The 25589-nt window shown below is 69.5% G+C and carries 29 protein-coding genes; 16 read left to right on the top strand and 13 right to left on the bottom strand.

Going from position 1 to position 25589, the window contains the following annotated elements:
• Positions 1-60: 60 nt before the first annotated feature.
• The 4 genes from ACEVFP_RS15080 (at position 61) to ACEVFP_RS15065 (ending at position 3306) form a co-directional block, all read left to right on the top strand.
• Positions 61-825 carry an NYN domain-containing protein gene (locus ACEVFP_RS15080; RefSeq protein ID WP_375000261.1) on the top strand — a complete coding sequence of 255 codons (765 nt, stop codon included), beginning with the start codon at positions 61-63 and terminating at the stop codon, positions 823-825.
• A gap of 74 nt (positions 826-899) precedes the next feature.
• Positions 900-2339, top strand: coding sequence for an AlkA N-terminal domain-containing protein (locus ACEVFP_RS15075; protein WP_375000260.1), 1440 nt, complete (start codon positions 900-902; stop codon positions 2337-2339).
• Positions 2340-2347: 8 nt separating this feature from the next.
• Positions 2348-2812, top strand: a complete 465-nt coding sequence (locus ACEVFP_RS15070; protein WP_375000259.1) for a methylated-DNA--[protein]-cysteine S-methyltransferase — start codon at positions 2348-2350, stop codon at positions 2810-2812.
• A gap of 104 nt (positions 2813-2916) precedes the next feature.
• A complete protein-coding gene (locus ACEVFP_RS15065) occupies positions 2917-3306 on the top strand; it encodes a hypothetical protein (protein ID WP_375000258.1) in 390 nt (129 codons plus the stop codon).
• Positions 3307-3603: 297 nt separating this feature from the next.
• Here ACEVFP_RS15065 and ACEVFP_RS15060 read toward each other — a convergent pair whose 3' ends face one another.
• Genes ACEVFP_RS15060 through ACEVFP_RS15040 form a run of 5 tightly spaced genes read right to left on the bottom strand, consistent with a single transcriptional unit; the run spans position 3604 to position 8794 of the window.
• Positions 3604-4749, bottom strand: a complete 1146-nt coding sequence (locus ACEVFP_RS15060; RefSeq protein ID WP_375000257.1) for a DUF222 domain-containing protein — start codon at positions 4747-4749, stop codon at positions 3604-3606.
• Between the two features lie 48 nt (positions 4750-4797).
• On the bottom strand, positions 4798-5598 hold the full coding sequence (locus ACEVFP_RS15055; RefSeq protein ID WP_375000256.1) for a glucosamine-6-phosphate deaminase: 801 nt from the start codon (positions 5596-5598) through the stop codon (positions 4798-4800).
• A 24-nt stretch (positions 5599-5622) separates the two neighbouring features.
• Positions 5623-6813, bottom strand: a complete 1191-nt coding sequence (locus ACEVFP_RS15050; protein WP_375000255.1) for an N-acetylglucosamine-6-phosphate deacetylase — start codon at positions 6811-6813, stop codon at positions 5623-5625.
• Positions 6810-7094, bottom strand: a complete 285-nt coding sequence (locus tag ACEVFP_RS15045; protein ID WP_375000254.1) for an HPr family phosphocarrier protein — start codon at positions 7092-7094, stop codon at positions 6810-6812. The genes ACEVFP_RS15050 and ACEVFP_RS15045 overlap by 4 nt, the downstream gene beginning before the upstream one ends.
• Complete coding sequence (locus ACEVFP_RS15040; RefSeq protein ID WP_375000253.1) at positions 7091-8794, bottom strand: phosphoenolpyruvate--protein phosphotransferase; 1704 nt, start codon at positions 8792-8794, stop codon at positions 7091-7093. The genes ACEVFP_RS15045 and ACEVFP_RS15040 overlap by 4 nt, the downstream gene beginning before the upstream one ends.
• A 201-nt stretch (positions 8795-8995) precedes the next feature.
• Between ACEVFP_RS15040 and ACEVFP_RS15035 the strand changes: the two genes are divergently transcribed.
• The 5 genes from ACEVFP_RS15035 to ACEVFP_RS15015 are packed head-to-tail and all read left to right on the top strand — an operon-like array spanning position 8996 to position 12702.
• On the top strand, positions 8996-9721 hold the full coding sequence (locus ACEVFP_RS15035; RefSeq protein WP_375000252.1) for a GntR family transcriptional regulator: 726 nt from the start codon (positions 8996-8998) through the stop codon (positions 9719-9721).
• A 53-nt stretch (positions 9722-9774) separates the two neighbouring features.
• Entirely contained in the window at positions 9775-11199 is a 1425-nt protein-coding gene (locus ACEVFP_RS15030) for a PTS ascorbate transporter subunit IIC (protein ID WP_375000251.1), read from the top strand.
• Positions 11196-11501 (top strand): PTS sugar transporter subunit IIB, encoded by a 306-nt coding sequence (locus tag ACEVFP_RS15025; protein ID WP_375000250.1) that lies wholly within the window; start codon positions 11196-11198, stop codon positions 11499-11501. Before ACEVFP_RS15030 ends, ACEVFP_RS15025 begins: the two co-directional genes overlap by 4 nt.
• Entirely contained in the window at positions 11498-11929 is a 432-nt protein-coding gene (locus tag ACEVFP_RS15020; protein WP_375000249.1) for a PTS sugar transporter subunit IIA, read from the top strand. Before ACEVFP_RS15025 ends, ACEVFP_RS15020 begins: the two co-directional genes overlap by 4 nt.
• A complete protein-coding gene (locus tag ACEVFP_RS15015; RefSeq protein WP_375000248.1) occupies positions 11926-12702 on the top strand; it encodes a sugar isomerase domain-containing protein in 777 nt (258 codons plus the stop codon). The genes ACEVFP_RS15020 and ACEVFP_RS15015 overlap by 4 nt, the downstream gene beginning before the upstream one ends.
• Before the next feature lie 28 nt (positions 12703-12730).
• Here ACEVFP_RS15015 and ACEVFP_RS15010 read toward each other — a convergent pair whose 3' ends face one another.
• On the bottom strand, positions 12731-13447 hold the full coding sequence (locus tag ACEVFP_RS15010) for an IclR family transcriptional regulator (RefSeq protein WP_375000247.1): 717 nt from the start codon (positions 13445-13447) through the stop codon (positions 12731-12733).
• Between the two features lie 92 nt (positions 13448-13539).
• Between ACEVFP_RS15010 and leuC the strand changes: the two genes are divergently transcribed.
• The 3 genes from leuC (at position 13540) to ACEVFP_RS14995 (ending at position 16156) form a co-directional block, all read left to right on the top strand.
• Positions 13540-14967: a 3-isopropylmalate dehydratase large subunit gene (gene leuC, locus ACEVFP_RS15005; protein WP_375000246.1), complete on the top strand. Its 1428-nt coding sequence runs from the start codon at positions 13540-13542 to the stop codon at positions 14965-14967.
• Positions 14968-15055: 88 nt separating this feature from the next.
• A complete protein-coding gene (gene leuD, locus ACEVFP_RS15000; protein WP_375000245.1) occupies positions 15056-15658 on the top strand; it encodes a 3-isopropylmalate dehydratase small subunit in 603 nt (200 codons plus the stop codon).
• Positions 15659-15685: 27 nt separating this feature from the next.
• Positions 15686-16156, top strand: a complete 471-nt coding sequence (locus tag ACEVFP_RS14995) for an SRPBCC family protein (protein WP_375000244.1) — start codon at positions 15686-15688, stop codon at positions 16154-16156.
• Positions 16157-16178: 22 nt separating this feature from the next.
• Here the strand turns inward: ACEVFP_RS14995 and ACEVFP_RS14990 are convergent, their stop codons facing one another.
• Positions 16179-16478 carry a hypothetical protein gene (locus tag ACEVFP_RS14990; protein WP_375000243.1) on the bottom strand — a complete coding sequence of 100 codons (300 nt, stop codon included), beginning with the start codon at positions 16476-16478 and terminating at the stop codon, positions 16179-16181.
• A 76-nt stretch (positions 16479-16554) separates the two neighbouring features.
• Here ACEVFP_RS14990 and ACEVFP_RS14985 point away from each other — a divergent pair, with 76 nt between their 5' ends.
• A complete protein-coding gene (locus tag ACEVFP_RS14985; protein WP_375000242.1) occupies positions 16555-17301 on the top strand; it encodes a lysophospholipid acyltransferase family protein in 747 nt (248 codons plus the stop codon).
• A gap of 34 nt (positions 17302-17335) precedes the next feature.
• Positions 17336-18337 (top strand): NAD(P)H-dependent glycerol-3-phosphate dehydrogenase, encoded by a 1002-nt coding sequence (locus ACEVFP_RS14980; protein ID WP_375000241.1) that lies wholly within the window; start codon positions 17336-17338, stop codon positions 18335-18337.
• 24 nt (positions 18338-18361) lie between these two features.
• On the opposite strand, the gene ACEVFP_RS14975 is transcribed toward ACEVFP_RS14980, so the two are convergent.
• On the bottom strand, positions 18362-19426 hold the full coding sequence (locus tag ACEVFP_RS14975) for a trans-sulfuration enzyme family protein (protein WP_375000240.1): 1065 nt from the start codon (positions 19424-19426) through the stop codon (positions 18362-18364).
• Between the two features lie 36 nt (positions 19427-19462).
• Between ACEVFP_RS14975 and ACEVFP_RS14970 the strand changes: the two genes are divergently transcribed.
• Positions 19463-20533, top strand: coding sequence for a D-alanine--D-alanine ligase family protein (locus tag ACEVFP_RS14970; RefSeq protein WP_375000239.1), 1071 nt, complete (start codon positions 19463-19465; stop codon positions 20531-20533).
• Between the two features lie 102 nt (positions 20534-20635).
• Here the strand turns inward: ACEVFP_RS14970 and ACEVFP_RS14965 are convergent, their stop codons facing one another.
• Positions 20636-21085, bottom strand: coding sequence for a DUF3515 domain-containing protein (locus ACEVFP_RS14965; protein WP_375000238.1), 450 nt, complete (start codon positions 21083-21085; stop codon positions 20636-20638).
• Between the two features lie 8 nt (positions 21086-21093).
• Complete coding sequence (locus tag ACEVFP_RS14960; RefSeq protein WP_375000237.1) at positions 21094-21330, bottom strand: Lrp/AsnC family transcriptional regulator; 237 nt, start codon at positions 21328-21330, stop codon at positions 21094-21096.
• A gap of 79 nt (positions 21331-21409) precedes the next feature.
• Here ACEVFP_RS14960 and ACEVFP_RS14955 point away from each other — a divergent pair, with 79 nt between their 5' ends.
• Entirely contained in the window at positions 21410-22375 is a 966-nt protein-coding gene (locus tag ACEVFP_RS14955) for a thiamine-phosphate kinase (protein WP_375000236.1), read from the top strand.
• Between the two features lie 61 nt (positions 22376-22436).
• On the opposite strand, the gene ACEVFP_RS14950 is transcribed toward ACEVFP_RS14955, so the two are convergent.
• Genes ACEVFP_RS14950 through ACEVFP_RS14940 form a run of 3 tightly spaced genes read right to left on the bottom strand, consistent with a single transcriptional unit; the run spans position 22437 to position 25580 of the window.
• Positions 22437-23462, bottom strand: coding sequence for an ornithine cyclodeaminase (locus ACEVFP_RS14950; protein WP_375000235.1), 1026 nt, complete (start codon positions 23460-23462; stop codon positions 22437-22439).
• Between the two features lie 13 nt (positions 23463-23475).
• The gene (locus ACEVFP_RS14945) at positions 23476-24360 is read right to left on the bottom strand and encodes a LysR family transcriptional regulator (protein ID WP_375000234.1); all 885 of its coding nucleotides are present in this window, start codon (positions 24358-24360) and stop codon (positions 23476-23478) included.
• Positions 24360-25580: a M24 family metallopeptidase gene (locus tag ACEVFP_RS14940; protein ID WP_375000233.1), complete on the bottom strand. Its 1221-nt coding sequence runs from the start codon at positions 25578-25580 to the stop codon at positions 24360-24362. Before ACEVFP_RS14940 ends, ACEVFP_RS14945 begins: the two co-directional genes overlap by 1 nt.
• Positions 25581-25589 lie beyond the last annotated feature (9 nt).

Raw genomic sequence — 25589 nt, 5'->3', positions numbered from 1 at the left:
CCGACCCTAGTTCGCCAGGACCACGGCCTAGGTCATGGGGACGTGGCCTAGGGTCGAGGCATGCCCAGTCCCCGTATCGCCGTCCTGATCGACGCCGACAATGCGCCAGCAGCCAAGATCGGCGCGATCCTGTCGCAGGTCGCCAAGTCCGGCAACGCCCACGTCCGGCGTGCTTACGGCGACTGGAAGAGCCCCCGGCTCAAGGGCTGGGAGGCCCGCCTGCAGGACTTCGCCATCGCACCGGTGCAGCAGTTCGCCTACACCAAGGGCAAGAACGCCTCCGACATCGCCATGGTCATCGACGGCATGGACCTGCTCCACACCGGCGTGGCCGACGGGTTCGCCATCGTCTCCAGCGACGCCGACTTCACGCCGCTGGTGATGCGGCTGCGTCAGTCCGGTGCCGAGGTCCTGGGCTTCGGTGCGCAGAAGGCGCCGGACGCGTTCCAGAACGCCTGCTCCACTTTCTACTTCCTGGAGACGCTGCGTGAGGACGACGAGACCGACGAGGACGACCAGGACCAGGACGAGCCGACCGGCGACGGTGAGAGTCACGAGCGTCCCCGCGAGCGGCTCGACGGCCCGGCCCTGCGTCGCAACAACCAGCTCGTCCGCATGCTGCGCACCGCCGTCGACGAGGCCGCCGACGACGACGGCTGGGCGCAGCTGTCCAGGGTCAGCGACCAGATCCGCAACCAGTCGTCCTTCGAGCCCCGCAACTACGGGTACGCCAAGCTGAGCTCGTTGGTGGAGGCGATCGACCTCTTCGAGGTGCACCGCGACGGCAAGTCGATCATGGTGCGCCGCAAGAAGCGCAAACGCTGACCGGTCGCCCGTGGCGTAGACGCGATGTCTGATTTCCGCCAGAACCTGTCCGTCGGGTCGGGCAGGATGAAGGCATGGACGGCGACTTCGAGCGACACTACCGGGCGGTGAGCTCGCGCGACGCGCGCTTCGACGGGGTCTTCTTCACCGCCGTCCGCACCACCGGCATCTACTGCCGGCCGTCCTGCCCGGCCAGGACGCCCAGGCCCGCCAACGTGGAGTTCCACCGCACTGCGGCGGCTGCGGAGTCTGCTGGGTTCCGTGCCTGCCGGCGGTGTCGCCCGGACGCGTCGCCCGGGTCGCCGGAGTGGGATGTGCGCGCCGACGTCGTCGGGCGGGCCGTCCGGATGGTGCGTGACGGCGTGGTCGAGCGTGACGGCGTCTCGGGCCTGGCGCGGCGGCTCGGATACAGCGAGCGACACCTGACCCGTCTCGTCACCGACGAGCTGGGGGTCGGCCCCCTCGCGCTCGCCCGCAGCCAGCGCGTCCGCACCGCGCGGGTGCTCGCGGAGACCACGGAGCTGCCCCTGGCCGACCTCGCCTTCGTGTCCGGGTTCGCCTCGGTGCGGCAGTTCAACGCATCGTTCCGGCAGGCCTTCGGCAAGACTCCGCGGGAGATGCGGGCCCGTGGCGCAGCGCTCGCGCCGTCGGGGGAGGCGCTCCGTCTCCGGCTCGCCGTCCGCCGGCCGTTCCACGCCGAGGCTCTGTCCGGCTTCCTGGCCGATCACGCCGTCCCCGGGGTGGAGCGTGGTCAGGGGCGGGTCTTCGCTCGCACCCTGGACCTCCCGCGCGGGCACGGCGTGGTGGAGGTCGTCCTGCACGACGACCACGTGGCCTGTCGGCTGCAGCTCGCCGACGCCAGGGACCTCACGGCAGCGGTGGCGCGCGTCCGGCGGATGCTTGACCTCGACGCCGACCCCGCCGCAGTGGACTCCGTGCTCGCGGCGGATCCGCGACTGGCCCCGCTGGTCGCCGCAGCACCCGGCCTGCGCCTGCCCGGCAGTGTCGACGGGGCCGAGTGCGCGGTGCGCACGGTCGTCGGGCAGCAGGTGTCGGTGGCGGGAGCCGCCACGGTGCTGGGCCGGCTCGTCGCGGAGCACGGTGCCCCCGTCTCGCTCGGGCTGGCCGCAGAGCACGGTCTGACGCACACGTTCCCGGCCCCGGAGGCTCTCGCGGCAATCGATCCGGAGACGATCGCGATGCCTCGTGCCCGCGGGCGCACCCTCGCCCGCCTCGCCCACGAGCTGGCGACGGGCGGACTGGAGCTCCACGACGGCGTCGACCGCGACGCCGCCACGGCCGCGCTCCTGGACCTGCCGGGTATCGGGCCCTGGACCGCGGGCTATGTCCGCATGCGTGGCCTGGGCGACCCCGACGTCCTGCTCGACACGGATCTGGTGCTACGGCGGGCCCTGCAGGCACGAGGAATCGAGACCTCCGCCACGGACTCGTGGAGTCCATGGCGGTCATATGCCGGTATGCACCTGTGGCATGCGAGGAAGGACGAGGGATGATCAGGACCATGAGCTCCACCCGATGGATCGACTCGCCGGTCGGCGGCCTGCGGCTGCACGTCTCGGCCGGTCTCCTGACCGCGATCGAGTTCGACGCCGAACCGAGAGGATCGCGGGGGACCGGCACGGTGCTCGACGCCGCTGAGACCCAGCTGGGGGAGTACTTCGCGGGTGAGCGGACCATCTTCGAGCTTCCGCTCGCCAATGACGGGACGGAGTTCCAGCGCAAGGTGTGGGGAGAGTTGCGCCGGATCCCGTTCGGTGAGACTGCGACCTACGGGGAGATCGCCCAGCGGCTCGGCTACCAGCCGGGAATCTCCCGGGCGGTGGGTGCAGCCAACGGCGCCAACCCGCTGCCCATCGTGGTGCCGTGCCATCGGGTCATCGGTGCCGACGGCACCCTCACCGGCTACGCCGGCGGCACCGACCGCAAGAAGATCCTGCTCGAGCTGGAGCAGCCCGGTCTGTTCTGACTGACTCTCTTGACCAGGTCCGGCTGGTGCACGACGACATCGCAGTGCAACCTCGTGGCTGCGGCGTTCACCGCTCGTTCGCTCGCGTCTGACAGGCTCCTGCCATGGGCAGCAAGAAGGGCGACAAGGAACAGGTGAAGGCCCTCACCCGAGACGTGGAACGGTTGCAGTCCGTCGTCGAGAAGCTCGAGGCCAAGCTGGAGAAGCGCGAGCGCAAGGTGGCCAGGTGGAAGAAGGCGGCCAAGGCCGAACGGACGCGGGCAGCCAAGCTGGATGCTGCTCTTCGCCGTGCCACTGCGCCCCGCCCGGTCGACCATGCCGTGGACACCGGCGACGTTCCGGTTGATCCACCGGCTGTGGCCAGCGGAGGGCCGGCGGTCCCCGATGTGTCCTGGACCGTGGCGCAACTACGAGCGCGGGCGCGCGAGCACGGCGTCGTCGGCTCCTCCCGCATGACCAAGGCTGAGTTGCTCAAGGCCATCAACGACTCCTGAGTGCCCCTCCGCCTCCTGGGCAGAGTTCTCCCGATGGTCATGGGAATCGTTGGTGTCGTCGGGGTCTGCGTCTGGGGTCCAGCGATGCAGGTGGAACCAGCTCGGGGATGCCGTCGTCGGTGAAGTGGATGTCCCAGCCGTCGGCATGGAGGATCCGGTGATGATGTGGACAGAGCAGGACCCCGTCCTTCAAGTCAGTGCGGCCGCCGGCCGCCCAGGACTCGCCACCATGGTGAACCACGCACCAGCCCGGTGGCCGGTCGCATCCGGGGAAGACGCAACCCCTCTGGCTGAGTTCTAAGGCTCGGCGTTGATGCAGCGTGTAGAGGCGCTTGTCTCTGCCGAGGTCGAGGGGAGTGAGTCTCCGCCGTAGACGGCGGGCAGGATCCGATGCTCACACGCCATCCGCCTGGCTTGCCCCGCGGACAGTGTTTCTCCGGTGGACAACAGGGCGACCTTGAGCTGGTCGAGGAGGGTCTGGTGGTCGATGTTGACGGTCATGATCGGACCAACATTGTTGGTCTCCGGCAACCGGTCGACTGGCAACAGCTCACACAGGTGGGCGAACGCCCAGCCCTGACGACGCGTGTAGGTGGGGCGTTCATACAGCAACACCCCACCAGTGGTCCGGCTGGTCTGGCCGGGTGCGGTGATCTCGACCTGCGGGGCACACAAGCCATCCAGGACAACTCTCAGGTGGGCGGCCTGAGCTTCAGGAATCACGAACCCACCTTTGACGGTCCCATCGATCGGGGCGCCCATCCAGAACTCCGCCCGCCCCCAGGCACGGCGTTCGCGTTCTTCGACGATGGTGTTCTCCGCAGCATCCACCGCAGTGTCTTCATCGCAGTCGGCAAGGAACGAACCCACCACACGGTCGGCCTGTCGTTGGAACTGCCGCAGATCCATGTGCGGGGCATCGTCGACCAGCTGCGTCTCACATGCCTCCCGCACACTGTCATTGGTGTCATCGGGCAGCAGGTCCAGGGCCTTGGCGATCACCCGCGCCTGCTTCGGGCTCAGCCGGCCTTGGGCCATGGCTTCGTGGGACTGGGGTGTCTGGTCGATCTTCTGGGCCTGGCGCACCGTGTTGCGTGAACCACGATGATCCCCACCGAAGTCGCAGGCCAACAACGACGCCGTCGAGGTCGCGCCTTGCCGGCGGGCTTCGCCTGACTGCTCGACAGCACGAACGGCGGCCAGCTTGTAGGCCGTCACCCGTGCTTCCAGACGCGACAACGAGACGGCAGCGTCCCGCTGCAGCGACCCACTCAAGCCTGCGAACTCAGAGATCTCGATCGAGCCCAGGACCTCATGCACCAGCGCGAGCTTGTCCACCACAGAAGCAGTGGGCTCCAGCACCGGCGCCGCCATCAGAAACACATCCTTCAATCGCTGTTGTGTTCCAATATAGGCGGCCCCACCGACACCCACCAGAGACACGTCCGAGCCTGTGGGCAACACGTGGGGCGTTGCAGGACCCTGGGCTGCTCAGGCTCTGTTGGCGTCTCGGTCCGCACCCGGTACTGAGGTCCTGTGCAACGCCACCTCGCGGTAGTAGTCGATCAGTTCGAGTCGGCTGGCTGCTGCGCCGTCGACCACGACCGTGGCGGCAGGGTGGAGCTGCAGGACCGAGGCGGGGCACCTGGCTGACAGCGGTCCTTCGACCGCGGCCGCCACCGCGGCCGCCTTGTGCTCGCCGGTCGCGATGAGGACGAGGCGCCGCGCGTCCGAGATCGTGCCGAGACCCTGCGTGATGACATGGAGCGGGACGTCGTCCGGGCGGTCGAAGAACCGTGCGTTGTCCCGTCGGGTCTGTGAGGTGAGGGTCTTGACCCGGGTGCGGGAGCGCAGCGACGACGTGGGCTCGTTGAAGCCGAGATGACCGTTCGTCCCGATGCCGAGCAGCTGCACGTCGACCGGACCACGCTCCTTCAGGACTTGCTCGTAGCTCGCAGCGGCGGCAAAGGCGTCACCAGTCGACCCGTCCGGGCTCAGCACGTCGGCATCGTCGATGTCGACGTGCTGGGTGAAGACCTCCCGGATGATCCGGCGATAGGACCGTGGGTGGTCTGGCGGCAGGCCGACGTACTCATCGAGCAGCGCTGCGGTGGCGCCTGCGAAGCTCAGGCCCTCCTCCCGGTGGCGCCGGATCAGCTCGGTGTAGACGGCCAGGGGAGAGGAGCCGGTGGCCAGGCCGAGGGCTCGACCTCCCTGGGAGATCGTGGCGGTGACGATGTCGGCCACCCGCGCTGCACAGTCCTGGGGGTCCTCAGCAACCACGATCTCCATGTCCGGTTCCTCCTTGTCAGCTTGTCAGCTGGTCCGCGTGGTGACCCAGGCGCCGGCCCGCATGACATGCACGGGGTCCAGGTCATCGTCGAGCAGTACCAGGTCAGCACGGGCTCCCGGTGTCAGCCGTCCCACGTCGTCCAGGCCCAGGACCGACGCCGGGACGTGAGTCGCCGAGCGAACCGCGTCCACGAGAGGCACCCCGGCCCGCACCACCCGTTGCACCAGGTCGACGACGCTGGAGAGACTTCCGGCGATCGTCCGGTCGGGCCCGGCCACCCGGGCGACGCCTCCGATCACCTCGACGTCCATCGACCCGAGACGGAAGCGGCCATCCTGTCGCCCCGCGGCAGCCATCGAGTCGGAGACGAGCGCCACGTGGTCGGCCCCCACCAGGTCGAAGACCGTGGTCGCTGTCTCGTCGGCCACGTGCACACCGTCTGCGATCAGCTCGAGCACCATCTCGCCGCGGCCGGCCGCCGCGAGGCACGCGGTCACGGCGCCGGGCGAACGATGGTCCCACGGCGACATCGCGTTGAACAGGTGGGTCGCGGTGATCGTGCCCGCGCCCGCAGCACCGATCGCCGCCCGCGTCGTCGCGGCTGTCGCATCCGTGTGCCCGAAGCTGGGCACGATGCCGGCCGATCGCAGGACGGTCACCACCTCATCGCTCCCGGGAACATCCGGGGCGACCGTCATGGTCCGCACCGTTGCCCGACCGGCGTCGAGCAGGCGCGAGGCGCTGTGTGCGTCGCCCGCCAGCAGCGCCTGCACGTCGTGGGCGCCGCACCGTGCGGCGGCCAGGAACGGCCCTTCCAGGTGGATGCCAGCGATCTCGCCGTCGACCGCGAGGGTGGCAAGCAGGTCGAGACGGTGTTCGAGCTCATCGAGAGGAGCCGAGACGAGGCTTGCGAGCTGCGTCGTGGTGCCCCGTGAACGATGGTGCTTCAGGGCGGCGCGGCACCCATTGAGGTCGGCCTCGAGGAAGTCGTGCCCGTCGCCCCCGTGGTTGTGCAGGTCGACGAAGCCCGGGACCACCCACTGTGCGGTGCTCGCCAGGGCCAGCGCCTCAGGTACGACGCAGTCCTGGGCCGGGCCGACCCACTCGATCCGGGAGCCGCGCGTCACCACCACGCCGTCGGGCACCAGCCGGTCCTGCAGCACCAGTGTTCCTCGGGCAGCGGACAGGCCCGCCGAGGAGCTGATCGAGCTCACTGGTCGTCGAGCTCACGCTCGACGAGCGCGACCATCGCGTCCAGGACGTCGGCGGCTCGGTCTCCCTCCGCGGTGAGGACGACCTCGTCGCCGTGGGACGCGCCGAGCGTCATGAGGCCGAGGACGCTGGAGGCGTCAACGGTCGGGCCGTCCCCGCGACGGATGCCGACCCGGACCGGCTGCTCGGCCGCGGCGCTGGCCAGGCGAGTGGCCGGCCGGGCATGCAGCCCGGCTCGGCTCGCGACCCTGGCGCGGCGCTCGTGGGGCACGTCGATGCTCATGGAGCTCCTTGGCTCGAGGGGTCGGGGGTGGGTGTCAGCGCCTCTCGTGCGGCACGAGCTGCCTGCTCGGCGGTCGGGGACGCCAGCGCGGCTGCTGCCGCGTCGCGACAGGCAGCCAGGGTGACGCCGGCGAGGCGGGCGCCGACGCGGGGGATGGCGCGGGGCGTCATGGACAGGCTGGACAGCCCGAGGCCGACCAGCACACACGCCAGATCGGCGTCGGCTGCGGCCTCACCGCAGACGGAGACCGGTGTGTCGTGTCGGGTCCCGGCCTGCGCGGTCTCCTGGATGAGTCTCAGGACGGCGGGCTGCCACGGATCGTTGAGGCTCGCCACCTGGTTCAGCTGTCGGTCGGCCGCCATGACGTACTGGGTCAGATCGTTGGTGCCGATCGAGAGGAAGTCGCAGGCCTGCGCCGTCAGGTCGGCCTGGATCGCCATCGCGGGCACTTCCACCATGACCCCGACGCTCCGGAGCCCGCGTCCGCGAGCCGTGTCCACGAAGGAGCGTGCCTCCTCGGGTGTCGAGACCATGGGGGCCATGACCCAGACGTCGGCGTCAGCTCGCCGGGCTGCCGAGGCCAGGGCATCCAGCTGGTCGACGAGCACGTCCGGCGAGGCGCTGTGGGTCCTGAACCCGCGCACGCCGAGGGCCGGGTTGGGCTCGTCGTCGCCGCTCACGAAGGGCAGTGGCTTGTCGGATCCCGCGTCCAGGGTCCGGACCACGACCCGCCGTCCGGGGAACCGTGACAGAACGTCGTGGTAGGTGCTCTCCTGTTCCGAGACCGACGGCGCGGTCGTCCTGCCGAGGAAGCACAGCTCGGTCCGGAACAAGCCGATCCCTTCGGCGCCGACCTCGACGGCGAGATCGGCCGCCGCCGGGTCCTCGATGTTCGCGAGCAGGAGCACCCGGTGTCCGTCCGCCGTGCGGCCGTCCTCCGTGAACCGGTCGCTGCCTGCTCGTCGGGGAGTGATGGTGGATGCGCCGTCAGCGGACAGCTCGACCGTCCCGGTGGTGCCGTCGACCCGTACCACCTGACCAGCCGGCAGCTCGGTCGCGCCCGGGGCGCCGATGACCGCTGGCAGGCCCATGCCGCGGGCCAGGATGGCGGTGTGGCCGGTCGGGCCTCCGACCTCGGTGACGATCGCGGCGACCTGGGTGGAGTCGAGTCCCACCGTGTCGGCCGGCGCAAGGTCATGGGCGATGAGGACGAAAGGGGCGTCGCTGGTCGGGACGCCGGGTGACGGGCGGCCCAGCAGGATGCAGACGATCCGGTGGCGGACGTCGTGCAGGTCGCTCACACGATCGGACATCGGCGGCCCGGCTTCCAGCAGTGCGGTCTCGATCTCGGCGGCCGCGAGCCAGACGGCACGAGCGGCCGAGGCGCCGTCCTGCTCGACCCGGCGCACTGCCGACTCGATCAGCATCGGATCGGCCGCCATCGCGGCGATGGCCTCGAGCACGAGCCGGGCCTGCCCCTCGGCCGCACGGGCGCGGACCGCGAGGTCGTCTCGCACCGTGCCAGATGCTCGTCGTACCTGCTCCGCGCAGGTCGCACGGTCGGCGGGGTCGAGTGGAGCAGCATCGGATGGCTCGTCGACCGGCGGCGCCATGTGCAGTACCGGCGCCTGTGCGATGCCGGGGCTCACCCCCAGTCCGCGCAGGGGTGGGACGTCCGGCGCTGCCGCATCGATGCTCATGAGGCCGGACACTCTAGTCTCGCTGGACCTCAGTGGTCAATACCTCTGGAGTAGACACGGAGGTGCCAGAGGCAAAGCAGCTATGTAGTCATTGCCATAAGATGTCAGTCTGGATGGCGCAGTGAGACAGTTGGTCCTCAATTGGTATTGACAACTCTCATCGCTCGATCTAGGTTTCCGGAATCGACCGAGGGAGTCCAGATGTCCGAGGCAGCCGAAGCCGGCGCCACCAAGCGGCAGCACGCTCGCGACCGGCTGCTGGCGATGCACGGTGAGCTCAGCCCGGGTGCCGTGATCCCTCCTGAGCGCGTGCTGGCCGAGAACCTCGGCGTCTCACGCCCCACGTTGCGCGCCGCGGTCGATCAGCTGGTGGCGGAGGGATATCTGGAGCGCCGTCATGGCAGCGGCACGTACGTCACCCACCCCAAGGTCGCGATGGCGCTCACGCTCACCTCGTTCTCCGAGGACATGCGGCGCCGCGGCCTGGAGCCCGGGGGCCGCGTGTTGTCGTTCCACGCTCGGTTCGCGGGCGCGGAGCTGTGCCATCGCCTCGACGTCTCGCCCCGAGCACAGGTGTGGTCGATCCGCCGGCTCCGTACGGCCGACGACGACCCCATGGCGATCGAGCAGGCCTACCTGCCCCATAGTCTCTTTCCCGATCTCACTGCGGCTTCGCTCACCAACGCCTCGCTCTACACGCTCCTGGACGAGGTCGGCGTGCGCATCGGCGTCGCGACCCAGTCCGTGGAGCCGACGGTGACCACGGAGGAGGAGTCCGAGCTGCTCGGAGTTCCGGTCCTGTCGCCGGCCTTCCTCTTCGAACGACTGACCCTGGACCGCAACGACAGCCCGATCGAGTTCGTCCGATCCATCTATCGCGGTGATCGGTACCGACTCCTCGCCGAGCTGCGACCTCCCTTCGCCTGATGGTCGCCGACGACATCCGGCTCCAGACCCCGAGGAAACGCTGAGGTACGGACATGGACATCATCACTGACACGCTCACCTTCATCGCGAACAACGTCTTCGGACAGGTGCCGATCCTCATCGGGCTGATCACCTTCATCGGCCTGGCCGTGCAGGGCAAGCGTCTGGAGGACATCGTCTCCGGCACGCTGCGCGCCACGGTCGGGATCGTGGTGCTGTTCATCGGTGTCGACGTGTTCACCGACGGGCTGGTGGGGTTCCAGGAGGTCCTGGCCAGTGCCATGGGCACGACGCCACCGACCTCGGACCACTCGCTGGCGGAGTTCCTCGCCTCCCACGGCGGCAGCGTCGCCCTGGTCATCACGGCCGGTTTCGCCGTCCACCTGCTGCTGGTGCGATTGTTCCCGGCTGCCGGCTACCTGTACCTGACCGGACATCTCATGTTCTGGATCAGCGCCATCACCGTCGCGGCGCTCGTGCAGATCGCACCGGACGCCGGCCAGCTGACGCTGGTCCTGTGTGGCGCCGGTGTCGTGGCTGCCTACTGGACGGTCCAGCCACTGTGGATGCGACCGCTCATGCGCAAGGTCGTTCCGCAGGACACGTTCGGGTTCGGGCACACCAGCTCGCTCGTGTGCGTCGCGACCGGCTTCCTCGCACGGCCCTTCGGGTCGCGCGAACGCCACGACTCCGAGTCGTTGAAGCTGCCTCGACAGCTCTCCTTCTTCAAGGACGTCAACGTCAGCACGGCTCTGGTGATCGGGCTGGTGATGCTCCTGGCCGTCGCGTTCGCCGATCCCGACGTCGCGGCCGCCCAGGCGGCGGAGGTCAACGAGGACCTGTCCCGCTGGGTGTGGGCCCTCATCATCGGTCTTCGGTTCGCGGCGGGGCTGGCCGTGGTCCTGTTCGGCGTGCGCATGTTCCTCGCCGAGATCGTGCCGGCGTTCAAGGGAGTCAGCGATCGACTGATCCCGGGCACGCGGCCGGCGCTCGATGCACCCACGGTGTTCCCGGTCGCGCCGACGGCGGTCATGCTGGGCTTCATCGGGGCGCTCGGAACCTTCCTGGCCCTGATCGGTGTCTTCGCCCTGGCGGACTGGTTCACGCTCGCCCCGCCGATGATCATGCTGTTCTTCGTCGGCGGAGCCGCCGGTGTCTTCGGCAACGTCGTCGCCGGCTGGCGCGGCGCCGTGCTGGGCGGCGTCCTCACCGGGGTGTGGCTGGCCATCGGGCAGGCGCTCACCTGGGGGATGTTGGACTCGACCGCACCCGAGCTCGCCACCCTGGCCGACCCCGACTGGTTCGTGCTGGCATGGCTGCTGCTCGCGCTCGAGCCGCTGGGGTCGAACGCTGTCTGGGCCGCCCCTGTCGTCGCGCTCGCTGCGACGGCCGTGACCTTGTTGATCCTGGGACGTCGCCAGCACCGTTCCGACCCGCCGGCTGCCGCCGGCACGACCCCTGAGGAGGTGGCCCCGTGAGTCGCACCGAGCGTCTGCACGTCCTGACCGTCTGTGGCGCAGGCATGGGCTCGAGCCTCATGCTCAAGATGACCGCTGAGACCGCACTGCAGTCCCTGGGCGTCGACGCCGGTGTCGAGTGCACCGACGTCTCGACGGCGCGCGGCATGAGCGTCGACATCGTCATCGCCCAGGAGATGCACACCAGTGAGCTGCAGGACCTGGCGCCGATCGTCCTCACCGTCACCGACTTCCTCGACGCGGCCGGCCTCGAGGTCCAGCTGCGCGACGCTCTGGCGGCGAAGGGCTGGATCCCCTCATGATCCCGGTCGCGGTAGGGCCGACCGGACCGGTCTCGGGCTGGGAGGAGGCTGTGCGCAGCGCCGCGCAGCTGCTCGTCGACCTCGGGGTCGCCACCGGCGACTATCCGAGTGCCTGCGTCGACATCGTGCGCGAGCACGGCCCGTACATCGTGCTCGCACCAGGGTTGGCGCTGGTCCATGCGCGACCGGAGGCCGGCGGGACCGGGGTGGGCGTGGGTGTGCGGCAGGTGTCCCCGTCGGTGGAGTTCGGCCATGACGCCAACGACCCGGTCGATCTCCTGCTCTCGTTCTGCTCGCCTGATGACACCGCCCACGTTCATGCGCTCACCACTTTGGCTGGAGCTCTGGCCGACGGGCTGGCTGACCGACTGCGTGGGGCGAGCTCGCGCGAGGAGGTCGCCCGGCAGCTCGAGGAGGCATTGACGTGAGTGGGGCGGCCGACCTGACGACCACGGTCCATGGCCTCCTCGACGATGTCGACGGTGCCCTCGACGGACCGCTGCAGGACGCGTCGCGGCTCCTGCTGGACACCGTTCGCGCAGACGGCCTGATCTGGGTCGCGGGCGCGGGGCACTCACTGGCGATGGTGTGCGAGACGTTCTACCGCGCTGGAGGGTTGGCCTGCGTGCGCCCGCTGTGGCATCCCGACATCTTTCCCTTGACGAGCGCGCTCGGCAGTACGCGTGCTGAACGGCGGGTCGGCCTGGGTGCGCAGGTCGTGAGGGAGGCCGACGTCGCCGAGCCCAGCGTCGCCGTGGTGTTCTCCACCAGTGGCAGCAACCCCTATCCGGTCGAGGTCGCGGCCGCGCTGCGGCGACGATCGGTGGAGGTGGTGGCGGTGACCTCCGGCCAGGCATCCGCGGGAGCGGCGCGGCGTTCGGGAGACCGCCTGCTCGATCATGCCTCGATCGTGCTGGACACCGCGGTGCCGGCCGGTGACGTCGTCTTCCCACCAGCATCGCCACGAACGGCCGCAGTCTCGACCTTGAGCGCCGCCTATGTGTGGGCGCGGCTCCTGGCTGAGCTCGATGACGCGGCGGAGGCCGGCCAGGTGGTCCTGCCGCGGTGGCGCAGTGCCAATGTGCCGGACGGCGACCGGGCGAACGCTGCCCTCATGTCCCGGTACGGTCCCGTGGTGCCTGAGCTGGGCACCGGCGACTGGGCCGGGGCGGACGCCAGGGGAGAGCAGCCGAGAGACTGACCCGCATCGAGGAACCGGGGCCGGATGCTCAGGCTGCGCGGCGCAGGCTCTGCGAGAGACGCTCGGCGGCAGCGGCGACGGCCGGTGCGTGCATGCGGCCAGGTTGACGGGTGAGGCGCTCGAGCGGGCCGGAGACGGACACGGCCGCCACGACCTTGCCGGAGGGGGAGCGGACCGCTGCCGAGACCGAGCCGACGCCGTTCTCCCGCTCGCCGATGCTCTGCGCCCAGCCGCGGCGACGCACGGCGGAGAGTTCGGCGGCGGAGAACGTCGCCTTGAGGAGGCCCTTGTTCATCCGCTCCGGGTCCTCCCAGGCCAGCAGGATCTGGGCGGCGGAGCCGGCCGCCATCGTCAGCTGGCTGCCGACGGGGATGGAGTCGCGCAGTCCCGTGGGGCGATCGGCAGCGGCGACGCAGACGCGGTGCTCGCCCTGTCGGCGGAACAGCTGGGCGGACTCGCCGGTGATGTCGCGAAGCCGGGCGAGCACCGGGCCCGCGGCAGCGAGGAGGCGGTCCTCGCCGGCGGCGGCGGCCAGCTCGCCCAGGCGCGGGCCGAGCACGAAGCGGCCCTGCATGTCGCGGGCCACGAGTCGGTGGTGCTCCAGGGCCACGGCCAGGCGGTGCGCCGTCGGCCGGGCCAGACCGGTGCTCGTGACCAGGCTGGCCAGGGTGGCCGGGCCAGGCTCCAGGGCGGCGAGCACGAGTGCGGCTTTGTCGAGGACCCCGACTCCGCTAGAGTTGTCCATGCCTTGATATTGCCGTATCGCATGATGAGACGCAAGTGTTATGGTGCAGGGCATTCTAGAGGGATCGGTCACGCACCGGCTGAGGAGAGACTATGGGCAAGACGCTTGCGGAGAAGATCTGGGACGACCACGTCGTCCGTCAGGCGCAGGGAGAGCCGGACCTGCTCTACATCGACCTCCACCTCATTCACGAGGTCACCAGCCCGCAGGCGTTCGACGGACTGCGTCTGTCCGGCCGCACCGTGCGGCGCCCCGACCTGACGCTGGCCACCGAGGACCACAACATCCCCACGACCGACCTGGACAAGCCGATCGCCGACCCGGTCTCGCGCACGCAGGTGGAGACGCTGCGCAAGAACGCCGAGGAGTTCGGTGTCCGTCTGTACCCCATGGGCAACCTCGACCAGGGCATCGTGCACGTCGTGGGCCCGCAGCTGGGACTCACCCAGCCAGGCATGACCATCGTCTGCGGCGACTCGCACACCTCGACCCACGGCGCCTTTGGTTCCATCGCCTTCGGCATCGGCACCAGCGAGGTCGAGCACGTGCTCGCGACGCAGTCGCTGTCGCAGGCCAAGCCCAAGATGATGGCCGTCGAGGTCACCGGCGAGCTCCCGCCGGATGCCACGGCCAAGGACCTCATCCTGGCGCTCATCACCCAGGAGACGACCGGCGGCGGCCAGGGCTACATCGTGGAGTACCGCGGCGAGGCCATCCGCAAGCTGTCGATGGAAGCGCGCATGACGATCTGCAACATGAGCATCGAGTGGGGAGCCAAGGCGGGTCTCATCGCGCCCGATGAGACCACCTTCGAGTACATCCGAGGTCGTCAGCACGCCCCGCAGGGCGAGGACTGGGACGCCGCGCTCGAGTACTGGCAGAGCCTGGCCACCGACGACGACGCACAGTTCGACAAGGTCGTCACGATCGACGCCTCGCAGATCGCACCGTTCGTCACCTGGGGCACCAACCCCGGCCAGGGCGTGCCGCTGTCCGGCTCCGTGCCCGACCCGGCCTCGTTCGAGGACGACAACGAGCGCATCGCCGCCGAGGGCGCCCTGCAGTACATGGGCCTGACCGCCGGCACCCCGATGCGCGACATCGACGTCGACACCGTCTTCATCGGCTCGTGCACCAACGGCCGCATGGAGGACCTGCGCATCGCGGCGTCGATCATCGAGGGCCGTACTGTCGCGGCGAACACCCGAGTGCTCGTCGTCCCCGGTTCGGTGCGTGTGCGCCTGCAAGCCGAGGAAGAAGGCCTGGACGTCATCTTCAAGGAGGCCGGTGCTGAGTGGCGTGGCGCGGGCTGCTCGATGTGCCTGGGCATGAACCCCGACCAGCTCACCCCGGGGGAGCGCAGCGCATCGACCTCGAACCGTAACTTCGAGGGCCGTCAGGGCAAGGGCGGCCGCACCCACCTCGTCTCACCGGAGGTCGCCGTCGCGACGGGCATCCTCGGCCACCTGGCCAGCCCGGCGGACCTGCCCGAGCTCGCGACCGCAGGTCAGGAGGCCTGACGTGAGCTCTACCTGCTACGGATCGGACCTCGTGCTCGAGCGGCCCGCTCACGCTGCCCCGCTCGACTGACGATCACAGGAGATTCTGATGGAACGTTTCACCACTCACACGGGTGTGGGCGCACCGCTGCGGCGCAGCAACGTCGACACCGACCAGATCATCCCCGCCGTCTACCTCAAGCGCGTCACCCGTACCGGCTTCGAGGACGGCCTGTTCGCGGCCTGGCGTGGCAACGAGGACTTCGTGCTCAACCAGGATGCGTACAAGAACGCCACCGTCCTGGTGGCGGGTCCGGACTTCGGCACCGGTTCGTCGCGAGAGCATGCCGTCTGGGCGCTGCAGAACTATGGGTTCAAGGCCGTCATCTCGCCGCGCTTCGGAGACATCTTCCGCGGCAACTCCGGCAAGGCCGGTCTGCTGGCCGCCGAGGTCGACGACAAGGTCGTCCAGCGCCTCTGGGACCACCTGGCCGAGAACCCTGGGGCGTCGATCACGCTCGACCTGGTGAACCGGACGGTCAGGGCAGGCGAGGGTCCGGACGCGATCGAGGACTCCTTCACGATCGACGACTACACCCGATGGCGCCTGCTGGAGGGTCTCGACGACGTCGCCATCACGCTCTCGCACGGTGAGGACATCGACGCCTACGAGAGGAACCGCCTCCGGTTCAAGCCGGCCACCGTGGTCTGAGGCTCGTCGGCGTCATAGGGTCGTGCCATGACCGAGGTCGTGGTGGAGCAGGAGTCCGTCGTGGCGGCCCCCATCGAGCAGGTGTGGGAGCGAGTCGTCGACCCCGAGGGAATCAACGACGAGCTCAGGCCCTGGATGACGATGTCGATGCCCTCCGGTGCCGAGGGCCTGTCGATCGAGACGATCGAGGTCGGTGAGCCGATCGGACGCTCATGGATCAGGCTGTTCGGCATCCTGCCGGTGGACTACGACGACCTCACCGTCGCCGAGCTGGAGCCGGGCCGCTCCTTCCGGGAGGAGTCGACCATGCTGTCGGCCCGCACGTGGCGGCACGAGCGGACGCTGGCCCCCACGGCGAGCGGAGGCACGCACGTGCACGATCGCCTCACCTTCGCTCCGCGCGTCCCGGGCCGGGCCAGCGCGGCGCTGCAGCAACGCATCATCGCAGCGCTGTTCCGGCACCGTCATCGACGTCTGGCCGCGCACTTCTCCGGCTGAGGACCGCCGCGGTCGATGTCCGTCACGACGGCGCAGTCACCGCCGCGTGGATGGCGGCGACCTGCTCGGCGATCTGCGGCACCTGCTTGAGCAGCGCCATCTCCTCCTCGAGCTCGGACAGCAGCTCCTTCACCTCCCCGAGGGTCGTCTGGGTGTCGGCGAGCGTCTCGCTCACCGTGACCAAGGTCGTGTCGACGGTGCCGAGGGTGGCGTCCACCGACGACAGCGTGCCGTCGACACGCCCGAGGACGCCATCGACGTTCCCGAGCACCTTGTCGGCGCGATTCAGGATCGCGGCGGGGTTCGAGGGGAGCAGGGCCATGATGCCTCCAGTCGGGGATCTTCGCCGTCAGGGACGACGACGTCGTGTGGAACAACGACGTACTAGGGTGCAGGACATGGGTCGGTGGTCGTTCCTGCCGCGCACGACGCGCTGGGTGGTGAGGTTCCTGCGTCCGCTGTTCATCGTCCTGACCAGGCGTGACTGGCGCGACGTGGAGAAGCTGCCGCAGGACGGCGGCTATGTCCTGGCCGTCAACCACCTCTCACACGTGGACCCGTTCCTGCTGTCGCACTTCCTCGTCGATGCGGGCATCACCCCGCGCTTCCTCACCAAGGACCCGCTGTTCCGGGTCAGGGTCGTGGGCTCCATCCTGCGGGGAGCCGAGATGATCCCGGTCTTCCGCTCCACGTCCGGCGCGGCCGACTCGCTGCGTGCCGCAGTTGACGCCGTGCAGGAGGGAAAGGTCGTGACGATCTATCCCGAGGGCACCATCACCCGCGACCCCGAGGGCTGGCCGATGTCCGGCCGAACCGGCGCGGTGCGTGTGGCGCTGGAGACCGGTGCGCCGCTGGTCCCCGTGGCCCAGTGGGGGCCGCAGGCGATCCTGTGGCCCTACACCAAGCGCCCGCGGATCCTGCCGCGCAAGACCATCCACGTCCGCGTCGGTGACCCGCTCGACCTCTCGGACCTGCAGGGCGAGGAGGTCACCGAGGACCAGGTCGTCGCGGCCACCGGACGACTCATGGACACGCTCACCGCCATGGTGGCCGACATCCGCGGCGAGCTGCCCACCACGCCACGCATCGACGTCCACACCCTCGCCAAGCCCCGCACCACCTACGACGATTCGGAGTCTTCATGAACGAGCGCCAGCGAGAGAACCGACGGGCACCCGCATGACCACGACCGCCGTGATGGGCGCCGGCTCGTGGGGGACGGCATTCGCGCTCGTCCTCGCCGACGCCGGCAACGACGTCCAGCTCTGGGGCCGACGGCCCGAGCTGTGCGAGACGATCAATGCCACCGGCTGCAACGTGGACTACCTCCCGGACATCGACCTGCCGGCGAACATCCGAGCCACCGCCGACCCGGAGCAGGCACTGCAGGGGGCCGACGTCGTGGTGCTCGCCGTGCCCTCGCAACAGCTGCGCGGAAATCTCGCGGACTGGGGTGCGCACATCAAGGACACCGCCGTCATGGTCTCCCTCATGAAGGGCGTCGAGCTCGGCACGCACCAGCGGATGAGTGAGGTCATCGCCGAGCTCACCGGCGCCGGCCCCGAGCGGATCGCGGTGGTGAGCGGCCCGAACCTCGCCAAGGAGATCGCCCGACGGGAGCCGGCGGCCAGCGTCGTCGCCTGTGAGGACGTGGCGGTGGCCGAACGGCTGCAGAAGCTGTGCCACTCCGAGGCCTTCCGGCCCTACACCATCACCGACGTCATCGGGGCGGAGCTGGGCGGCACCACCAAGAACATCATCGGCCTGGCCGTCGGGGTGTGCCAGGGGCTCGGCTTCGGCGACAACACCAAGGCCTCGGTCATCACCCGAGGTCTGGCCGAGACCGCCCGGCTCGGGCAGGCGATCGGCGCCGACCCGGTGACGTTCGCCGGCCTCGCCGGCATGGGAGACCTCGTGGCGACCTGCTCCTCGCCGTTGTCACGCAACCGCACCTTCGGCGAGAAGCTCGGGCAGGGGATGAGCGTGGACGAGGTGGCCGCGCAGACCCGTCAGGTGGCCGAGGGGGTCAAGTCCTGCCAGTCCGTCGCCGAGCTCGCCGCGATGCACGGCGTCGACATGCCGATCGTCGACCACGTCGCCGCTCTCATCGCCGGCGAGATGAACCCGGAGCAGCTCGTCAAGGCCCTGATCTCGCGTCAGGCCCGTCCAGAAGTCAGGTAGAGCAGGCCAGCGGGCGGACGGGCCTCAGACGGTGGTCAGGGAGCGCTCGACGTCGGCCCACAGGTCCTCGACGTCCTCGATGCCGACGGACAACCGCACGAGGTTCTCCGGCACGGGCTTGGGCTCGAGGGGATGGCGGCGCCGCCGCTCCCAGGTGGACTCCACACCGCCGAGGCTCGTGGCGTACGCGATGATGTCGCTCTTCTCGGTCGCCTTCTGCGCCGCCTTGGCGCCCTTGTCGACCTCGAAGGAGACGATCGTTCCCCAGCCGGGGTAGCGCACGCCGGAGACGCCCGACAGCTTCTCCAGGCGCGCCGTGATCTCACGGGCGTTGGTCTCGGCGCGATCGAGGCGAACATGCAGGGTCCGCAGCCCGCGGGTGGCCAACCAGCACTCGAGGGCACCGGGCGTGCTGCCCATCGAGGTGCGGCGCTTCTCCACGGCGCGGTAGCCGCGGTCCTGGTTGGTGACCACGGCGCCGAGCAGCACGTCGCTGTGTCCGGAGATGAGCTTGGAGGCCGAGTGGATGACGAAGTCGGCACCCAGCTCCAGCGGCTTCTGCCGCAGCGGGGTGGCGAAGGTGTTGTCGACCGCGACGGCCGTGCCGCGGCGGGCCGCCTGCTTGGCGATGGTCGCGACGTCGGCGACGTCCAGCATCGGGTTGGTCGGCGACTCCATCCACAGCAGCGCCGCGCCGTCGGCGTCGGCGAGCACGGCGGCGGTGTCGGTGAGGTCCACGAGACGAAGCTCGAGGAGCTTGCGCCTGGCGCGCTGCTGGAGCAGGTCCAACGTGCCGGCGTAGGCGTGCTCCGGCGCGACGACCGTGGCGCCAACGGGGACGAGATCGAGAACCGCGGTCGTCGCGGCCATCCCGGAGGAGAACGCCAGGGCTCGCCCGCCCTCCAGGGCGCCGAGGACCTCCTCGAAGGGGAGCCAGTTGGGGTTGGCTTGTCGCGAGTAGTCGTTGCCGTCACCGGGCACGAACGCCGTGGCCAGGGTGAGCGGCGCGTTGAGCGGAGCGCCGGGTCTGCGCGCGGGACGTCCGGCGCCGACAGCGATGGTGGGGGGCGAGAGCTCGGGTCCGCGCATGGGGCCATTGTGCAGGGACCGATACAGTGCTCGGCGATGAACCCCTCCACCTCTCGAACCGCGGGACGTCCGAGACTGGCTGTGATCTTCGGTGGCCGCTCGAGCGAGCACCAGGTCTCCTGCCTGACGGCGCGCAACGTCGTCGGTGCGATCGATCACGACGCCTACGAGGTGGTGACCGTCGGCATCACCCACGACGGTCGATGGGTCCGTGACCCCATGGCGTGGGACGACCTGCCCGACGGCCAGCTGCCATCAGTGGACCCGACAGCGCCGCACTTCTCCTGGGACGAGCTGCGTGACGTCGATGTCGCCTTCCCGCTCCTGCACGGGCCGTGGGGCGAGGACGGCACGGTCCAGGGCCTGCTGGAGATGGCCAGCGTCCGCTACGTCGGTGCCGGGGTGCTCGCCAGCTCCGCGGGCATGGACAAGCCGTTCACCAAGTCGTTGTTCTCCGCCGGAGGGCTCCCACAGGTTCCGCACGTCACGATCCTCCCGGCGCAGTGGGAGCACGAGCGGGACCGGGCGTTCGCCCGGGTCCGCGCGCTCGGCCTGCCGGTCTTCGTCAAGCCGGCGCGGGCCGGCTCCAGCTCAGGCGTCACCATGGTCGAGGACCTGGAGCGCCTCGACGCAGCGGTCGAGGCGGCCCGTGAGCTCGACCCCAAGGTCATCGTCGAGGCCGCCGCCCGCGGCAAGCGCGAGCTGGAGGTCGGGGTCATCCAGCAGCCCGACGGCACCCCGTTGGCGAGCGTCGTGGGAGAGGTCGTCCAACAGGCCGACTCCGGGCACGAGTTCTACGACTTCGAGGCCAAGTACCTCGACGGCACCAGCGCCAACGTGGTTCCGGCCGACATCTCGACCACCGTCGCCGAGCAGGTCCGCACGTACGCCGTGCAGGCCTTCACGGCTCTCGGTGTCGAGGGGCTGGCGCGCGTCGACTTCTTCGCCACCGACGACGGCCTGGTCATCAACGAGATCAACACCATGCCGGGCTTCACGTCGACGTCGATGTTCCCCGTCCTGTGGGAGGCCAGCGGCATCTCCTACGCCGAGCTCGTCGACCGCCTCGTCCAGCTGGCCCTGGCCCGCGACGTCGGGCTGCGCTAGTTCCCGCCCACGGCCCGGGACCCCCGCCGGGGCCCGGCCGTGTCGTGGGTCGGGTGGCGCGGCCGGTGGTGGTGGGTGCCGGCTCGGTCCCCACTCGCGTGCTCAGACGCAGGGCTGGTCCTGCGGGACGTGCTTGACGACGCTGTCGGCGAGGTCCACCAGGACGTCGGCGGCCGGCTGCACCTGGCCCGGCACCTCGACGCTGACGTAGGCGTCGCGCCCGATCGTGGTGAACACCCGGCCGTCAGCGGTCTCCTCCTCGAACCACCCGACGTCGGCCACCATGTCGCAGCGCGAGGAAGCCGTCAGCTCCTCGGGGCGCTCGACGCCGCAGCGCAGGATGATCGGCACCTCGCCCCAGGCCGCTGCGGGAACGTCCTGGGCCACCTCCCGTCGATCGTTCCCCGCGACCTCCGCGGGGAGGTCGGCCAGCAGCATGTCGCACAGCTCCTGCGTGCCGTCCTCGCGTGGGTAGGCGTCCACGAGCACCCCGGAACCACACGCGCCGAGCACCAGCACCAGCGCGACGGAGCCGACGGCGGCCCGCGACACGGGAGGAGTCAGATCCGGACGATCGGGCAGGTCAACGTGCGTGTGATGCCCGGGACGGCCTGGATGGTGGAGACGACCAGGTTGCCGAGCTCGTCGACGGAGGGGCCCTCGGCCCTCACGATGACGTCGTAGGGTCCGGTGACATCCTCCGAGAGCGTGACGCCGCTGATCGCGGCGATCTGCTCCGCAACCTCAGCGGCCTTGCCGACCTCGGTCTGGACGAGGATGTATGCCTGGACCGTCATGCGACCTCCTGCTCGTGGACTCCGGACACGCTACTAGATACCTGCCCCGCTGCGAGGTGGGCTGCGTGAGAATGGACGGATGCAGAGCGGGAACGGTGAGGCAGTGGACGCCACGGTGGGCGACGTGGGCGAGTTCGGCATGATCGACCTGGTCCGGGCGCAGGCCGGCACCGGCAGGCGCGTCCTCATCGGGCCCGGCGACGACGCCGCGCACGTCGACACCGACACCGGCCGTGTCCTCATCTCCACCGACCTGCTGATCGAGGGGCGCCACTTCCGGCGTGACTGGGCCACCGCCGAGCAGATCGGTCGCCGCGCCGCCGCCGCCAATCTCTCCGACATCAACGCCATGGGGGGCGTCGCCACGGCACTGACCGTGGGGCTCGCCGCGCCGGCCGACCTGCCGTCACAGTGGGTGCTCGATCTCACGCAGGGCTTCGAGCAGGAGTGCTCGGCGGTCGGCGCCCATGTGGTGGGCGGCGACATGAGTGATGCCGACGTCGTCGTCATCGCCGTCACCGTGCTCGGCGAGGCCAGCGTCCCGGTGACACGGTCCGGGGCGGCTCCGGGCGACATCGTCGCCCTGGCCGGCCGGCTCGGCTGGTCCGGGGCGGGCCTGGCTGCGCTCAGCCGTGGTTTCCGCTCCCCGCGCAGCGTCGTGCAGGCCCATCTGGTGCCCGAGCCCCCGTACACTGCCGGCCCGGCAGCGGCCCTGGCCGGTGCGACGTCCATGATCGACGTGAGTGACGGCCTGCTGGCCGACCTGGAGCACATCGCTCGCTCGAGCGAGGTCGTCATCGACCTGGACACCGGGAGGCTGGAGATCCCTGAACCCGTCGAGACGGTCGCCGGGGCGCTGGGACGTGACGCGCTGGAGTTCGTGCTCACCGGGGGCGAGGACTTCGCGCTCGTGGCGACGTTCGGCCCGGACAGCGACCTGCCGGACGGGTGGCACCCGATCGGCGCGGTGTTCGCGGCGGACGAGCCCGGTGTGCTCGTCGACGGCGAGGTGTACGAGGGCGACGGCGGTCACCGCCACTGGTGACGTTTCCCAGGTTCCTGTCGCAGGACGACACTCTTCCGTCTGCTCGAGATGCGCAGGTGCACTAGACGGGAGCGAGGGTTCCGCAGAAGCCGAACAGGTCCTTGGGGTCCTCGGGTTCCACGACGAGATCGATGTCGGTGACGTACTCGCTGCCGGTGACCTGCCGTCGCAGGTAGCGCAGGGCGGAGAAGTCCTCGATCGCAAAGCCGACTGAGTCGAAGACGGTGATGTCGGCGGCACTGCGTCGACCGACGCTCACGCCGGTCAGGACGCGCCAGAGCTCGGTGACGGGGAAATCGGCGCTCATGTGCTGGATCTCTCCCTCAATACGGGTCTGCGGCGCATACTCGACGAACACGCGAGCCCGATGGAGGATCTGTGCGTCCAGCTCGGTCTTGCCCGGGCAGTCGCCGCCGATGGCGTTGATGTGCACACCTGCCGGCACGCAGTCGTCGTGCAGGACGGTGGCCAGCGCCTTGTCGGCCGTGCACGTCGTGATGACGTCCGCTCCGGTGAGGGCGTCGGCGGGGCCCTGGGTGAGGTGCACGTCGAACCCAAGTCGACGCAGGTTCCTGGCCGCCTTCTCCATGGCGTGCGGATCGACGTCCCACAGGCGGAGTTCGCGCAGACCGATCGCCTCACGGAGAGCAAGAGCCTGGAACTCCGATTGGCTCCCGGTGCCGATGAGCGCGTGGATCCGCGCGTCGCGGTGCGCCAGGGCTTGCGCCGCGACGGCGGACATCGCGGCGGTCCGCAGAGCGGTGAGGATGGTCATCTCGGCGATGAGGATGGGGTACCCGCTGCTCATGTCAGCGAGCACGCCGAAGGCGGTCACAGTCTGCAAACCCCGCTCCGGATTGGACGGGTGTCCATTGACGTACTTGAAGGCGTAGTGGTCGCCGTCACTCACCGGCATGAGCTCCACGACGCCGAACGCGGTGTGGTGCGCGACACGAGGGGTCTTGTCGAAGGTGGGCCAGCGAAGAAAGTCGGCGGTGATCTCGCGTGAGATGCCAGCGATCAGCTCCCCGGCCCCGCGGTCGCGGGTCCAGCGGGCCATGTCGTTGACGCCCACGAAGTCGGTCATCGGTCGTGTCCTCTCATCCGAAGGTCAGGGCGGTTCTTGGGAGGGTTTCGAGGAATGTACGGACGATCGCGCGGGGCTGCTCGCGTATCGTCGCCACGGACAGAGGTAGCTCGACCGTCTGGTCGAGGGTGATGTATCGGATCTCCGGATGCTGGTATGCCCGTGCCGAGGCGGGCACGAGCGTCACACCCTCACCCAGCGCCACCATTCCGAGGATCGTGCTCACGTGGTCAGTGACCACCTGGGGTTCCAGTGGCGCACCGGCACTGGCCAGCACGTCGGCCGCGCGGTCCCAATAGCCCGGTCCGGCGTCGCGGTGAAAGAACACGAACGGTGATCCGGCTAGCTGTTCCGCGCTCACGACCGAGTGGTCCGCGAGCGGGTGGTTGCTGCCCACGGCTGCCACCAGCGGCTCGGTCCACACCTCGCGCGTTGCGAGGTCGCGCCCGACCGGCGGTCGGACGAAGCCGACATCGACCTCACCGCTTCGCAGAGCATCCACCAGCTCAGTCGTCTCGAACTCGAACGCACGGAACTTCATACCCGGATGAGAACGCCGGGCTGGTTCGAGCAGACGGGGCAGAGCGGCGTAGAAGGCCGAGCCGACTGCGGCGATGTGGATGGTGCCGCTGGTTCCGGCGCGCAGCTCGCTGGCGTGACGCTCCAGACGGTGGACCTCTTGCAGAGCCGCTCTCGCCATCGCGACGACGTCGGTGCCCTCGTGCGTGAGGCGGACCCCGTGTCGGTCCCGCTCGAAGAGCCGCACCCCGAGCGACCGCTCGACCTTCTGGAGTCGCTTGGTGAGGGGCGGCTGAGTCATCTGCAGCCGCGCTGCAGCCCGACCGAAGTGCAGCTCGTCTGCCAGGGCGACCAGCGTTTCGAGGTCGCGAATCTCCATCACACCACCATCAGTTCGTGAGACATGCTGTGCAGGAGCTCGACCCCTCCCGCACGGACCACCACCAGATCCTCGATCATCATCGCCCCGATGTCCGGCGTGTAGGTCGGGACCTCGACGGCGAACACCATTCCCTCGGCGAAGGTCTGCTGACAGTCAGGGCCTAGGTAGGGCGGTTCCTCGTGAAAGGAGTCCAGGCCGACCGAGTGACCGATGTGTCCTCGGTTGAACGTGGGGTAGCCGTTGTCGTGTACGTGCGCCATCGCCGCCCTGTACGTGTCGCCAATAACCTTCCCGGGCGCGATCGACTCCCTCGCGATCTCCTGCGCTCGCGCCATCACCTGGTACATGTCACGAGCGGCGTCGCAGGCCTCGCCGAAGGCGAAGGTGCGTCCACCGTCGGAGCGGTAACCGGCGACGGTCGCCCCGCAGTCGAACTTGACGAGGTCGCCACGCTGAAGTCCGCCGGTACTGGCGCCGTAGGCGGCCGAGGTCGTCCTTCCGACCGTCGGAAGGACCCAGTTCTCGGCATAGCCGTGATAGCGGGCGTCACCGATGGTGGCTTGAGCGACCCCGACCTGGTACAGGGCGCGGACGTCTTGCGCGGTCATTCCGGTGCTCAGGTTCCGTGCGGCGTACGCCATGCCGGCTTCGGACAGCTCGACACCCAGACGCAACCGTTCGATCTCCCATTCCTGCTTGATCAGCCTGATCGCGTAGAGCTCCTCACTGAGGTCCACCAGCTCGACCTGTTCTGCGCATCGTTGAAGACGAGCCATGGTCGCATGGTTGACGAAGGGAAGATCCGTCCCCACGGTGCCGGAGGCCATGTCGAGCTCTCGCAGTGTTTCTGCGACGACGCTGTCCAGCTCGGTGTCGTCCCATTGCTCGGGACGTGTCGCCACAGCCTCGCCAGGAGGCGTGGCCATCTGCTCGGCCGTCGAGAGGTCGACCCACAGTCGATACGTTCGCAGCTGCAGTCCCGGTGCGGCGGCAGACGCCGTTCCAGACTCGAAGTCGCTGACGAGCAGTGTGACTGGCAGGTCGGGGTTCGCCGGCACGAACGCCAGCACGGTGCCGTGCAGGCGCCACCACTCGGAGATGAAGTAGGAGCGGAACCCGGTGACGTAGAAGACCGAGGATGGTGTGTAGGCGATGTAGCCGGCGTGGCCTTTCTCCTGCAGCGTGCGGCGGATGGAGTCGATCGCGACAGTGTTCATGGTTCTCGT

Origin of the sequence: Aeromicrobium sp. CTD01-1L150, from assembly GCF_041951745.1 — a bacterium.
Lineage (GTDB): Bacteria > Actinomycetota > Actinomycetes > Propionibacteriales > Nocardioidaceae > Aeromicrobium.
This window is presented reverse-complemented; position numbering and strand designations above follow the sequence as displayed.